This window comes from Methyloligella sp. GL2, assembly GCF_013341275.1.
Classification (GTDB): Bacteria; Pseudomonadota; Alphaproteobacteria; order Rhizobiales; family Methyloligellaceae; genus Methyloligella.
In genome coordinates, this window is record NZ_CP054476.1 from 3,173,821 (window position 1) to 3,187,366 (window position 13,546).

General features: G+C 61.2%; 12 protein-coding genes. 4 read left to right on the plus strand and 8 right to left on the minus strand.

What is annotated here, in order from left to right; all coding sequences use genetic code 11:
• Position 1: 1 nt before the first annotated feature.
• From HT051_RS14775 to HT051_RS14795, 5 genes are all read right to left on the minus strand, one after another.
• Positions 2–739 carry a CpaD family pilus assembly protein gene (locus tag HT051_RS14775; RefSeq protein WP_174542735.1) on the minus strand — a complete coding sequence of 246 codons (738 nt, stop codon included), beginning with the start codon at positions 737–739 and terminating at the stop codon, positions 2–4.
• A 20-nt stretch (positions 740–759) separates the two neighbouring features.
• Positions 760–2,262 carry a type II and III secretion system protein family protein gene (locus tag HT051_RS14780; protein WP_174542736.1) on the minus strand — a complete coding sequence of 501 codons (1,503 nt, stop codon included), beginning with the start codon at positions 2,260–2,262 and terminating at the stop codon, positions 760–762.
• 66 nt (positions 2,263–2,328) lie between these two features.
• On the minus strand, positions 2,329–3,120 hold the full coding sequence (gene cpaB, locus HT051_RS14785; protein ID WP_174542737.1) for a Flp pilus assembly protein CpaB: 792 nt from the start codon (positions 3,118–3,120) through the stop codon (positions 2,329–2,331).
• A 194-nt stretch (positions 3,121–3,314) separates the two neighbouring features.
• Positions 3,315–3,818: a prepilin peptidase gene (locus HT051_RS14790; RefSeq protein ID WP_174542738.1), complete on the minus strand. Its 504-nt coding sequence runs from the start codon at positions 3,816–3,818 to the stop codon at positions 3,315–3,317.
• Between the two features lie 175 nt (positions 3,819–3,993).
• Positions 3,994–4,176, minus strand: a complete 183-nt coding sequence (locus HT051_RS14795; protein ID WP_174542739.1) for a Flp family type IVb pilin — start codon at positions 4,174–4,176, stop codon at positions 3,994–3,996.
• Positions 4,177–4,716: 540 nt separating this feature from the next.
• On the opposite strand from HT051_RS14795, the gene HT051_RS14800 reads away from it, so the two are divergent.
• Positions 4,717–5,241, plus strand: a complete 525-nt coding sequence (locus tag HT051_RS14800; RefSeq protein ID WP_174542740.1) for a pilus assembly protein N-terminal domain-containing protein — start codon at positions 4,717–4,719, stop codon at positions 5,239–5,241.
• Positions 5,242–5,326: 85 nt separating this feature from the next.
• Here the strand turns inward: HT051_RS14800 and HT051_RS14805 are convergent, their stop codons facing one another.
• Positions 5,327–6,913 carry a pilus assembly protein gene (locus HT051_RS14805; RefSeq protein ID WP_174542741.1) on the minus strand — a complete coding sequence of 529 codons (1,587 nt, stop codon included), beginning with the start codon at positions 6,911–6,913 and terminating at the stop codon, positions 5,327–5,329.
• A 286-nt stretch (positions 6,914–7,199) separates the two neighbouring features.
• Here HT051_RS14805 and HT051_RS14810 point away from each other — a divergent pair, with 286 nt between their 5' ends.
• Both HT051_RS14810 and HT051_RS14815 read left to right on the plus strand, forming a co-directional pair.
• Positions 7,200–7,697, plus strand: coding sequence for a TadE/TadG family type IV pilus assembly protein (locus HT051_RS14810; RefSeq protein WP_174542742.1), 498 nt, complete (start codon positions 7,200–7,202; stop codon positions 7,695–7,697).
• Positions 7,698–7,709: 12 nt separating this feature from the next.
• Positions 7,710–8,282, plus strand: coding sequence for a TadE/TadG family type IV pilus assembly protein (locus HT051_RS14815; RefSeq protein ID WP_174542743.1), 573 nt, complete (start codon positions 7,710–7,712; stop codon positions 8,280–8,282).
• Positions 8,283–8,349: 67 nt separating this feature from the next.
• On the opposite strand, the gene HT051_RS14820 is transcribed toward HT051_RS14815, so the two are convergent.
• Together HT051_RS14820 and HT051_RS14825 are read right to left on the minus strand one after the other, a co-directional pair.
• Positions 8,350–10,521, minus strand: a complete 2,172-nt coding sequence (locus HT051_RS14820; RefSeq protein WP_174542744.1) for an AsmA family protein — start codon at positions 10,519–10,521, stop codon at positions 8,350–8,352.
• 250 nt (positions 10,522–10,771) lie between these two features.
• Entirely contained in the window at positions 10,772–12,169 is a 1,398-nt protein-coding gene (locus tag HT051_RS14825; protein ID WP_174542745.1) for a carbohydrate porin, read from the minus strand.
• A gap of 440 nt (positions 12,170–12,609) precedes the next feature.
• Here HT051_RS14825 and HT051_RS14830 point away from each other — a divergent pair, with 440 nt between their 5' ends.
• Positions 12,610–13,530 (plus strand): LysR family transcriptional regulator, encoded by a 921-nt coding sequence (locus HT051_RS14830; protein ID WP_174542746.1) that lies wholly within the window; start codon positions 12,610–12,612, stop codon positions 13,528–13,530.
• Positions 13,531–13,546: the final 16 nt, after the last annotated feature.

The following is a 13,546-nucleotide window of genomic DNA, read 5'->3' on the forward strand; positions in this document are numbered from 1 at the left end:
TCTAGTTCGACTCCACGTCGCTGGCTTGGACCCTTTCATCGTCACTCCGTTCGGCGCCAGTGACTTGGCCCTTCACGTATTTGCCCCAGACCACGTCGCGGCGTTCGCTGGAGCGCGGCGTCTCGCCTCGCGGCTCCACCAGATCGCGCGGATTGGCGACTTGCGCGGCAAGATTCGCCTGGGTGGCGCAACCGAGATTGGGGTAAGGCATGTTCTGCGGATCGCGGGCCAGGTTCTCCGACCAGTCGCCGCAAACCGGGCCCTTGGCGACGTAGCGCTCATAGGACAGCCGCAGCGCCGGGCTCTGTTTGTAGCTGACATTATAGGGGACCAGCTCCACCATATCGCGGGTGAAGCCCTGACTGCGCAGAATATCGCGCACATCGGCGTAAACCCGCCTTGCCGCCTTCTCGCTGGCGCCGCCAGAGGGAGCGCGGATCACGATCTTGGTACCTTTGCTACGGCGAAACTCGTGCAGGTAGCTATAGAGCTGGGATTCCTGGTGCCGGGTGAGGCCGTAGGAACTGCCATAGACCGGGATGTCGAGCCGTGCCTCGCTATTGGAGACGAGGATCGGGTGCCGCTCATTGGGATTGGCCAGCATGAAGGGTGCGTCATAGCGCGGACCTGCCTGCATGCAGCCGCCCAGGACTGTGCCGGAAATCAGGATGGCGAACAAGGCGACAGCCGGTTTGCCGATCTGGCGCGCGTCCGCGGGCCGCTTGTTGGATCCAGACATGATACGCTTCTCCATCCTCTCTACTCGACGATAAAGCCGACATCGCCGCCCATGGGCCCGGCGGGAATTGCTGCCGGTTCGGGGTGACGGCCATAGATACGGTTCATCTGACCCATCAGGTCGGCGTTGACGTCGGATGCCCAGCCAAAGCCCTCATCCGGCGCGGTCAGCTTGCTCTTGGCCACGGCTTTGGCGATGTAGGGCGTGACCATCACGACCAGCTCGGACTCGTTCTTTTGAAAGTCGCGGCTGCGAAACAGCGTGCCGAGCACCGGAAGGTTCTTCAGCCCCGGATAACCGGTGAGATCCTGGCGCGACTGGTCGGACAGAAGGCCGGCGATCACCAGGGAACCGCCGCTCGGAAGCTCCACCGTGGTCTGAGCCCGCCGCACCTTCAGCGCTGGAATAGTGAAGCCGCCGGTGGTAATGGCGCCTTCATCAGACAGCTCGCTGACCTCGGTCGAGATCTTCAGGCTGATGCGGCCCTCGGACATCACCACCGGGGTGAAGGCCAATCCTACGCCGAACTGCTTAAAGTCTACCGATGCGGTGTTGGTGGTGGCATCAACGCCCGTCACGATCGGGAACTCGCCGCCAGCCAGGAAGTTGGCGGTCTCGCCGGAGATGGCTGTCAAGTTCGGCTCGGCCAGAGTGTGGATCAGGCCGTTCTGCTCCAGCGCCTGCAGCACGGAATCGACGCTATCGCTGCCGCTCGCCCAGCCGAGGCCTGCGGTTGCCGGCGCGATGGCGCCCTGGTTCACAGGGAAAGGCAGGCTGCTCAGAGCGGCGAATTGGAAATTGCCTGAATTGACCACGGCATCGAGATCTACGCCGAGCTGCTTGGCGGTATTGCGTTCCATCTCGACGATGGAAACCTTGAGCAGCACCTGCTCCTCGCCTTCGACGGTGATCATATTGATGACCCGGCTGTCGGTCTGGCTGGAACCGGTATTGGAGGCCGCGCCGGAAATATTGACCGCAAGCGAGCCGCCGCTGGAGCTACCGCTCGCTTGATCTTCATTCGCTCCGAGGAACTTGTTGACGATCTCGCTGGCCCGGGTGGCATCGACCGGTGTCCGCACGCTGCCGGTCAGCACCACGTTTTTGTTGATCGCCTCGACCCGCACATTGGAGCCGGGGATCAGCCGCGCGATGAGGTTCTCCAGCGGGCGCAGATCCCGCTGCACGCTGACCTCCAGCGTCAGCACCTGGTTGCCCTGCTGGTCGGTGAAGAACACGTTGGCTTCGCCAAGACCCTTGCCGATGACATAGGCACGCCTGGATGTCTGCATCACCGCATCGATCTTGCTCGGGTTGGAGACCATCACGTCGCGCGCGGCGACCGGAAGCTCGACCACCATGGATTTATCGAGGCCGAGGGTCACCTGGCGGATGGCCGGCAAGCCGTCGGCCGCGGAGACGCGCAGCAGCGAGATCGGTCCCGCCTGCGCGGGCGTCGCCACCGGCAGTCCGGGCCCTGCCGCGATCGCCGCAATGCAGACCATACGGAACGCAAGTTTCAACAACCGACCCATGAACCGCCCCATGCCCTTGCCATTTTTTGTGTTTTGTCCCCCGACGCGCATGGATCAGTTCACTCCAAACACCTGAGAGGGCACGCCGTATTTCAACATTCGCACCGAGCCCCGCCCCTCGCGGTCGAGATCGGCGGTGGCCTCGCCCGGCTTCCGCTTGGCATCTGCCAAGCTGCGCAGGGACAGCGAGAGCGGCCCCATAGAACGGGCCAGAGAAAGAACCTCCGCCTGCCGCGGCGTCAGCTCCAAGGTGGCGGTCGCGCCGCTGACGACCTTCTGATCGCCCTGGGTCTCGAGCTGCTGGCCGATGGCGAGCACGCGCACATTCTGCAGCACGGTCTCGGAGACCTGCTGTTCCTTGCTTCCGACGGTGATCTCGCGCGACAGGATCACGTCGACGCGGTCATTGGGCAGGATAAAGCCGGCGGCCGCGCTCTCCTCGCTGATTGGCGTGGAGACCGCCCGCATGCCGGAGGGCAAGATCGCGGCAAGCACGCCGCCCTCGCCGAGCTTCACCAGCTTGTCGCGCAAAATCGGCTCGTCAGCGACAAACGGCGCGCGCGCAACGGAGCCTGCAAGCTGCTCGATGGCGTCGGCATCGTTCTGTTGGATGATGAAGTCGGGCGTAATGCCCTTCTCGGGCCATTCCTGCCATCGCAGATCGGCGGCATCGATGGAATCGCCGAGGTCGATATCCTGCGCGGCGACAAGCACCTGCGTCGCGCCGACGGTTTTCTCCACCGTGCGAACCTCGCCCGGCCCCGAAACCATATTGCGGGCGATGAGCGCGGCGCCCAGGGCAGCGGCAAACGCGATACCCAGAACGATGACTCTGCCTCTCTTCATGACGACCTACTCCTTGCGCCCGAAATCCGCTTCCGAGACAGGCCCAATGTGACGCCGATTTCTCAACGCGGAGTTAATACCCGTGCCAAATTGGCCGGGTCGAAACCCTTAGCGGGACAGGCCGAAACGACGAACGGCGCCGCCGGCGTTTCCACCGGGGCGCCGCATAAGCGCTCATGAAGATGTATCTCGGTTTAGCCGCCGATAGCCGCCATGAAGGGGGTGGAGCTATAGGCGATGAGGCCGCCGGCCGCCAAAGCGATGCCGTAAGGGACGCCTTGGCGCGAGTCGTGCAGCCGTGCGATCCAGCCCTGCTGCATCAAGGTAACCGGCAGAGGCAGATTACGGGCGCCGACCAGCACAAGGGTCAGCACGCCGCCGAGAATGCTTGAGATAAAAACGTAAGTCACGAAGGACATCGGATCGAGCCACAACGCCGTTGCGGCGAAGAGCTTGGCGTCACCGCCGCCAATCCAGCCCATAGCGAAGAGAAAGAATGCGACGGCGAGCGCTGCGACCGCGATACCGAGTTGCATGCCAATCTCTTCCCAACTCAGGCCGATAATCGGCGCAAGCACCGCAAAGCCGACGATCAGCGCAATGGCGATGCGGTTCGGCACCGTCATGGTGAGCAGATCCATGGCGGCCGCAAAGGCCATGCAGGCCGGGAAAACGGTGAGAATAAGAAGGTCGGTCATCTCGCCTCGCAAATGCGGTGTTTGCAGTTTGCCTGCTTATCGCCCATGGGACGCTAAAGGCCGGTTAACCGTGGCACCGGGGGCAAAAAAAGAGGCCGCCCCCGGGAGGGCGACCTCTGTTTTGAAAGCCGGCGCTTTCAGCGTTTGCGGTACGGCCGGAGCCGATGGCCGCTGCTTACTCGCTGGAGTTCATCGCGTCGAGCTTGGTATTCACATCGGTGAAGATACCGCTCAGCGTACCGCCGAGAGTCCCGACGATGGTGATGATGGCGATGGAGATGCCGGCAGCGATCAGGCCATACTCGATGGCGGTAGCGCCGGACTCGTCTTTCGCAAAGCGAGCGAAGAGATTCTTCATTTCGACAGTTCCTTTCACAGATTTTCACAGCACCCAGTTCTCCGCTTCCGAAGCGTTGTTGCGTTCGTTCGCGGGCTGAACTGGGGGAACCTTAGCGCTGCCCCGTTACGCCCAGGTTAAATGAAAAGAATAAATCGGATGGCTTATGGTTAATTAAAAGTATACGCTATTTTAGACCCACGATCTGCCACCAGAGGCCGAGAATTCCCCCGTATTTAGACCTTTCCCTATGATATTCAAAGCTTTTTCAAAGTTACAAAGTATTTCGTAAAAACTTTAGATACTATATTCGCCGCTCAGGAAGCCGGAGTTCGCGGGCTGTTTGGCGCCCGATGGCCCGGTCTCTTTAACCGGCCATTTACGCTAGAAATCGGTTTTGGTGCGAAATGTACGCCCCAGCGGCATTTCCGCCCCGCCTTGCGATGCGCCGGCGCGATCAATTCGATCGGCACGGCGTTTCAATTCGGGCCCGGCATTTGCCAATCCTTCACTTTTTTGCCGCCAGACTGGCCACGATTAGAAGTGAAGGACATGTCCACCATGCTTACAGGTTCGAAGTTTCATGGCGCGACGGTCGCCGGCCGCTGGGTGCAGGCGTTTTCCGCCGCCCTCATCGCAGCCGGCCTGCTCGTGGCGCAGGCCGCCACTGCTCAACAGCGTCCGACCAATGTGATCGACGTCAATCTGGATCAAGCCAAGCTGGTCAAGCTGGAGCGGCCGGCTGCGGAGATCATCGTCGGCAATCCTTCCATTGCCGATGTCTCGGTGCAGAATGCCGGGCTCCTGGTGGTGACGGGGAAATCCTTCGGGCGCACCAATATGATTGTCATCGACGGGGCGGGGAACGAGCTCCTGAACACCGCCCTCAGCGTCTCCGATCCCGGCTTTGGGATGGTGACCTTGCATAAGGGCACGGAGCCCGGGCAAACCGTCTACTGCGCACCAAGATGCACTACGCCGCTCGCCATCGGCGACGACCCCAGCTACTTCAAGGAAATCGAATCGCAGATCTCCGCCAAGCAGGGGCTGGCGCAGCAGAGTGTCGGCAGCAGCGGTCAGCGCTAAGCGCCAAAGCCAATATTATTCCGAAGCTGCCGAAAGGCCGGAGCAAGCTCCGGCCTTTTTCATTTCGCGAAGATAGCGATCGCGGCTAGCGGGCGACGCGAAGATCGCCCAGGCCTTGCGCGATGTCCTGGAACACCGAAGCGAGCTCCGAATTGCTCGGCGAGTTATAGAACATGTCGGATTCGCTGGCGCAGCTCTGCAAGAGGTTCTGCACCGAGGTGCTGACCTGAAAGCCGATGGTATAAAGTCGGATACCGGTCGCCTTGATATTGTCGCACACTTCAAGCGTCTTTTCGTCCAGCTCATCTTCGGCCTGATAGCCGCTGGTGCTGCCGAGATGGCCCTCCGCAGCATAGCCGAAGGCATTGTAGTACGACTCGTTGTGCTCATTGCTGCCACCGCCGACGCTGTTCTCACCGTCGGTTAGAAGCACCATCGCCTTGACCACATCGTCATCCGAATATTCGGCGCCTTCGGTGAAGGGCGCAGTCGGTGACAACACCCGCCAGCCCCACAGAAGCCCGGCCGGGATCACCGTGCTTCCTTCCGGAGACAGGTCATTGATGGCGTCGATGATGGTGGTCTTCCGATTGGTCAGATCGGTCAGAGGCGACGCAGTGCAGTTGAAATTCGGATCGCCGTCGGAAACATATCCATCATCGGCATATTTGTTGGTCAGACGCTGAATTTCCTCCGGATCTTCGGTCACAGGCTCGCAAGTCTCGCCTCGCCAGCCAGACTTGGTGCATTCCTCCGGCACCTCGTCGTCGAGATAACTATTATAGTAGTCGCTGTTGCTGCCGCCTCTGCAATACCAGCCACTGCAGCTCGATTCCGTCTCGTCGGGCTCGTCGGGAGCAAGATAGGGCGAGAACAGCGTGTCCTTATCGCTGCTCGTCGGCGCGGTGTCGGTCAGCTCGTAAGGCTCGGCCCGTTCGCGCACGCAGCCGCCCCAGCTGTCATTGTGCAATTCGTCGAAGAGGCCGAGGATGGTTTCGCCGGATTGCAGGTCGAGATCCTCCGAGGCAATGGAGGATTTGCTATCGTCGTCGATCCAAGAGGCGTTCTTGTTGCTGGTACCGACATTGACCGCGGCGGAGAACGGCACCACGCCGATCTTCAGCGTGTCGGAGGTCGATTCGGAGCTGAACAGCGTGTTGACCATTTCCTTGGCGGCGCTCTTGAGCGCGGTCATCTTGCCGCTGTTCTTCATGGAGCCGGTGGTATCCAGCACCAGAACGAGCTCGATGTTTTGCTGCTGGCGCGAGATCAGACTCTGGGCAGACACGTCGACGTCGTTGATGTCGGCGAGCCGCATAAAGGTGGTGGGCACCTTGCCGGTCACTGTGAGGAGAATGTCATCTCCAATGAACTGCACATCCACATTGCTCGCAGTGCCAATGGTCGAACTCGGGTAGTTGGCGTCGAAATATGTCTGCGCCTTCTCCTTCAGCGTGTCCTCGTCCAGATCGACCCAAGATCCGATCGCCAGGCCGGCGGCATCGGTCGCCTCGGACATACGCTCCTTGACGAGAAATGCGCGCCCATAGTCGATGCCAACGCCGAGCGCGAGGATGATGGGGACAATGGCTGCGCCGAAAATGATCGCAACATTGCCGCTGCGCTCCCGCGCAAACCGCCGGACCAGCCAGCCGAGCTTTTCTTTCAACATGATACCTACCCACATGCTGCCGCTTTTGGCAGCGGCATCCGACGGGCGGCATAATAGACAACAGACACTTACTTTTCGTATTCTTATTAATTAGAAACAAGTTCAAATTTGAATAAAATTTTATACAAATCCAAATTACTCTGCGCTCTGACTTATTCTTTCTCGTTTATTGTACTTTAATACGACACATATACTTATATGGAACATCATTATTACGAAGCAGAGACGCTGGACTCCCCAATCGGCTATGGATTCAACTCAAAGCAAGCTATCGCGGCGGCCCAGAGTGCGCCGGCTTCTCCGTGACCGCTCCGGCGCGGCGGCGATCGAATTCGCCATCGTCGCGGTGCCATTCCTGATTCTGCTGTTGGGACTTTTCGAGGTCGGTTTCGTTTTCGTCGGCAACCTCACCCTTGAGCATTCGGTCGCCGATGCGGCGCGATGGGTTCGGACCGGTCAAGCGCAAAGCTGGGACGAGGATACCTTGCGGCAGAAGGTCTGCGATCAAATCGTCATTCCGGTCGATTGCGACAAGCTGAGGCTCGATATACGGACCTTCAATGCGTTCGGCGATACCTCGTTCCCGGATCCTCTGAATGACGAGGGCAAGCTCAGAGACGATTTCACTTTCGACACGGGCGGCCGGAACGATGTCGTGGTCCTACGCGCGTATTACGAATGGCCGCTGATCTCAATCTTTCCGAGCTGGATCTCGCTCGGAAACATGTCGAGCGGCAACCGCCTGCTTAGCGCCACATCCGTGTTCCGGAACGAACCGTTCTAGGAAGTTTTGACGATGACCAAACCGCAGAGCACAGCAATTTGGACGAAGCTCCGTGCGTGGCTTCGCCGGCCGATCGAGGAGGAGGACGGCGTCGCGGCGGTCGAGTTCGCGATCATCCTGCCGCTGATGATCGTGCTTTTCTTCGGCGCTTTGCAGGCAAATGACGCGCTGACGATTCACCGCCGCATCGACCAGATTGCCTATGTTGCGGCGGATCTCGTTGCGCAGGAGAAAACCACTTCCGACGCCGATCTAGACGACGTCACAGCGGCGGCGGCCGATATCTTGGCGCCCTATCCCGACGCTCCGTTGAGCATCGTTCTGACCAGCGTCGTCGCAGATAGCGACGGCAAGACAACGGTCGATTGGAGCTATGCCTATAATGGAAACCCGCTGAAGTCGGGCAATAGCATCGATGTCCCCGACGGGCTGACCGAGCCCGGGACAAGCGTCGTCGTGGCGCAAGTCGGATATAACTACACACCAATCTTCGATACGGCAGGCGATTCCTTTACCGCATTCTCGATGAGCCGCACCTTCTATACCCGGCCGCGCCAGAGCGTCGTCGTCACCAAGACGGACTAAGGCAAGAACCAAACCGGGCAAGAGCGAAACTAGGCAAGAGCGAGAAACCCGCGCGCGACGCTACGGGTTAGTTGCCCTTCTTCTTCTGATTGCCCCCGCCGATCTGGACGCCGCCGAGAAACTGGCCCAGCGCCTCGGCGCCCGAATTGCCCTTCAACTTCTCCTGCAGCACCTCGCCCACCTTGTTGACGGTGGCAGTGGCATTCTTGGGATCGTTGAGCAGCTTGCCGACCTGCGGGATATAGCTCGGATTGCTGAACGGGCCGCGGATCCGAATCGGCACGGTCAGATTGTTGAGATTGGCGGCCTTGGTGCCCTTGTCGGCGGTGACCCGCGGGGTTGCCACCATGTCGATATAGCTCTTCGGGATATTGACCGTGCCCTTGGCGTCGACTTTCAGATTCGGGCTGACCAGCTTGGTGTCGTCGGTCTTGGCGATGCCGTTCTTGATATTGAAGCTGCCGCCGAGGCTGGAGAACTTGGTCTGGCCGCCTTTCAGCTTCGGGACGCCGTTCTGTCCGAGATTGGTGACGATGCTGTTGATATCGCCCTTGCCGACGGTGTTGACGAAGCGGTTGATGTCGATGCCCTGGATGACGCCGTCGCTGAGCACCACGCTGCCATTGCCGGTGAGGGACTGCTTGATCTGATTGGCGGTCGCCCCCTTGCCGTTCAGCTTCAGCACCAGCTTGGTGGTGCCGGAGAGCATGGTGAGGTCGGCGGCATCTTTCAGAAGCGGGCCGGCGGCGACGCGGTCCAAGGTCAGATTGCCGGAGAAGACCGGCGTTGCGCCATTGCTGTCGATGGTGAGCTTACCGCGCCCCTCACCATTATAGAGCTTCATGCTGCCGAGCTTGGCGGTCAATATGCCCTTGTGGAAGCCGAGATTGGCCGTGCTCGGGCCGATGGTGATCTTCTCCACGATGGTCTTGCGGACATTGATATTGAGGTCGGCCTCGAACGGGGTCGGCTCCTTGGCCGCCACGGCACCAGGCTGCATCTTGGCGGCCGGATCCTCATTGCTCGGATTGCTCGGGAATTGCTGCGCCGCGGGGCTGGAGAACCAGTCGTCGGGCACATTGATACCGTCGCTCTTGGAAGCAGCGTTCTTGGAAGCGGCGGTCTTGGTAGCGGGCTTGGCCTGGGCCTTTTTCGCAGGTTTCGCCGTGGCCGGCTTGGCCGCTCCGCCCTTGGGCAGGAACGGCGTCACGTCGAGGGTCTCGATCGCCACGGCGGCGCGCAGATGCAGCGGCTCCTTGTCCAAATGAACCGTGGCCTGGCCGCGCCCGTTGGATTGCCCCAGGGTGAAGCTTGCGTCGGAGATGATGAGCGCGACAGTGGTATAGGCGACATCACCGGTGAGGATCGCCTTCACGGCGGGCTTGGACGGCGCGCGGCCGTCCGGCTGCCATGCGATCAAATCCTGGAACGAGGAGGTCGTCCCCTTGAACCGGCCTTTGGCCGTCATGTTCGGGGCGAGCTTGCCTTGGAACTGGGTGTTGAAGGCTTCGCCCGCCAAAGCGACGTTCACATCGGCCGGCTGCTGCGCCTGGAGCGCGGCGGGGGAGGTCAGCTTCACACCGAAATCCACGGTCTTCTTCAACACCTGCAGATTGCCCTCCGCCGACAGGGTCTGGTTGAGACCCGGCAGGGCAATGGCGGCATTGATGCGCTTCACCTCGGTGGACAGAGCGCCCTTCTCGTCCAGCATGCGGACGGTGGCGTTCTCGATGCGCATATCGCCGATCTCGATATCGAACTGGCTCGGCGCCCCGGCGGCCTGGGCCTTGATCGGCTGCAGCGGCTTGATGGTTTGCAGCGGCTTGGCCGCTGGCGCTCCGCTCTCCGGCGCTGCCGGCTGCGGGGCGAGCTCGGCCTTCTTCGCCACCGGGCGCAAGGTCACGGTCGGCTTGGAGACGAGCAGATGGGTGATGTTGATATGCGCGCCGATCAGATCGGCCAGGCTCAAGGTCACCTCGAGCCGCGGCACCTCGACCTCGACCGCCGTGCCGGTGGCGTTGGGATCGGTCAGGGTCACATCGTTCAAGGTGAGCGAGGGGTTGGGGAGAAAATAGAGCGACTTTTCGCCGGCGACGCGGAGCTCCCGCCCGGTCTGGCTGCGGATCTGCTCGGCCAGCCGATCGAAAATCATATCCGTGGAAATGAAAAGATTGGCCGCGATCAGCGCCAGCAAAAGCAGCGTGAACAGACCACCGAATATTTTTAGCGCAAGTTTCATGCTGTCCTAATTCACCGGCGCGGCAAGGCTTTGCTGCCGCCGATGCCGACTCCATCCTGCCTCAGGGCATCAATAGGGTTGGGAACAAAATAACGCGACAATTACGGTAAGAATAGGTTGCCAGGGGCGTATGCCCCTTCCACACCCGTCTCGCCGTGCCCCGCAGCCCATATAGGGTGGAACTCACGAATTCCTACCCGGCGCCACAGCAAAAAAGCCGTTCAAACGCGGCGGGCTAAGCGCTTGAGGCTCAGAAATCCCAGGTGGAGCGGGCGCCGATCACGGCGACATCCTCGACTGCGGCCGTCCCGGCATCGTTTGGCACATTGCCGCCGGGCTGCCAGATATACTGGAAGTCGGGCTGTACCATCCAATTGTCGGTGACCTGGAAGGTGTAGGCCACCTCGACCAGCGATTCGTAGGATTCGGCGACAATCAGCCCCGAATCGACATCGGCGGCGCTCACATTGTCGGAGATGTTGGTGTAGGCGAAGCCGATCGCGAGCGCATCATCCGGGCGCCCCGGGATCATGCCGGTGAAGGTAATGCCCATATCGGTATACGCATCCACCAGGTTGCGGTCCTCCGGCGCCCACATGAAGCGGCCGAAAATGCCGATCCCCTTGCCGTCGCTGCCGGGCTTCTCCCAGATCAGCTGATCGACGATGCCGTAGAAGCCGTAATTGCCGTCGATCGGGCTGCCGCTAAGACCGGTAACGGCGATCAGATTGCCGCCGGAATCGAAGCGCAGATCCTCGAAATCCCCGAAATGGTTCCAGCCGCCGAACTTGACCTGGCCGGGCAGGCGGTCGGTGAGGTCGTAGCGATAGGCGATCTCCGCCATCAGCAGCGGGTCATCGCCGAGCGGGAAATCCAGACCGTGATCGTTGCAGCGCTGGGGATCGCCGATGGCACAAGGATCGGCGGAGAGGCCGTTAAACAGCCCGACCAGCACATCGATATTGTTGGTGGGCGCAGCCAACACGCGGACGCCGGGCGTGGCGAGCGGATAGGCCGGCCCGCCATCGGCCATGTCGGAGGCGGTGATGGTCGGCCAGCCCCAGGTGCCGTTGAGGAAGTGGCTGCCGCCTTCGCTGATCGCGAATTCCGCATCGGCGGCGATCTGGCCGAAACGGATGGCGAGCCTGTCCTCCATCAAATGCTGCTCGAACCACAGCTCGAAAAGCCGGGTGGCGGGTACCGCCTCGGCGCTGGAGACCGGCGCCAGGCTGCCGGTGCCCTTGGCGGTGATGCCGTCGCCATGGATCTGCAATGCGTTGGCGTGGAAGCAAAGCCCGTCCCAAAGCCCCAACTTCTGCATATCGGCGTCCATATAGACGTCGAGCACGCCGTCATAGGCCCAGGTGCGGTCGATACCGCCGGAAACCGTGCCGAAATATTCGCCGATATAGCTGGCGCCGACACTGACGCCGTCGGCGCTGACCAGGGGACGGTCGCCCAGCTCGTCCAAGCTGGGGAGAACCGAGGCCTCTTCGACGCCTTCGGGCAAATCGCAATCGGCTTCGGCGCTTCCTGCACCGGCAAAGAGACAGGCGATCGCCAGAAAACCGCCCAGCGAGACAGTCGTTACTCGCCGCGTCCAAATTCGCCGCAGATCACCATGCGGCACGTCCCCCAATCGAACCATCTCAATGTCCCCTGCCCCGATTCCATTACTGACAATAATACTCAGGTTTTTGGTTGCAAACTGTCAATTCCATTCGTTTGACGTGTTAAGCTGTCGCATCGAATGCCAGCGAAGCTGCCGCCGACTTTGCGGAGAGCCTGGTCGCGGGCATCGCGACAGCGCGAGCAGGCGGCCGGCCCCTTACCACCCATACCTGCGGTTCTCGGAAACATCGAAAATCCCATTTTTCGTCATTCCTTTGCCGCCGCTAGCGATCCGCTGCCCGGAGGCAGCGGATCGCCGCACGGTTGAGATGAGGAAGCGAATGGCAGCCCCTTTGGGCTGGGCCACCAAGGGCGCTTCGGGGCAACGGGCTGGGAGACCCGTGAGCCTTGTCAAGACAGTAGCGGAGGCCGTAACATGCATGAAGTGAAACGTTTTCAGATGAATAGTTGCAAACCATGCATCTTAAAGAAGTCGACGCCAATCTCCTCGTTATCCTCGACGCGCTGCTGATGGATGCCAGCGTCACCCGGGCCGCCGAGCGGCTTGGCCGCAGCGCCTCGGCCATCAGCCATGCCCTTGCAAAACTTAGAGAAATCTTCGGCGACGAGCTGTTCGTCCGGGCCGGGCAGCGGCTGGTGCCGACGGCCAAGGCGCAGGAACTGGCGCCGACAGTGCACGTCATCCTGGCCGGCATGGAGAGCCTGCTGCGGCCGGATAATCCGTTCGATCCGTCGCTTGCGGAGCGCGATTTTTCGATTTCCGCCTCCGAAGCGGCCGAGCTCGTAGTGGTGCAGCCGCTACGCAAGCACCTGGCGAACGCGGCGCCCAGCGTGCGGGTCGGCTGGATTCCGGGGGCGGGCGAGGATTCCATCGAAGCTTTGCGCAACACGCGCTGCCATTTCGCCATCGATATCGAATCGACCCAGATTCCGGCGCCGGATATCCGCTCCGCCAAGCTGTTCGACGATCATCTGGTAGTGCTCGGCCGTCCGGGCCATCCGTTGAGCGTCATTCGCCCCGATGCCCACACCTTGGCGGAGGCCACCCATGTGGCGGTGGAGGCGCTCCCCGCCTTCGCCCTGCTGGAGCGGCGCTATGCCGAGGAAGGCTTCATCTGCCGGGCGCCGGAGCACGTCTCCTCGGTGCTGGTCGGTCTGCTTTTGACCCTGAACAGCGATGCGCTGATGACCGTGCCGACGGCGCTGGCGCAGATCCTGGAAAAACAGTTCTCGCTGGTCCGGGTGGCCCAGCCCTTGGGGCCGATCGCGTTTCCGGTGCGGCTGCTATGGCATTCCAGCTACGACCGGGACGAGTGCCATCAATGGGTGCGCGGCGAGATCGCCGGGCTTGCCGCGGGCCGCGCCATCGAAACCTAGGCTTTACGGCCGCCTC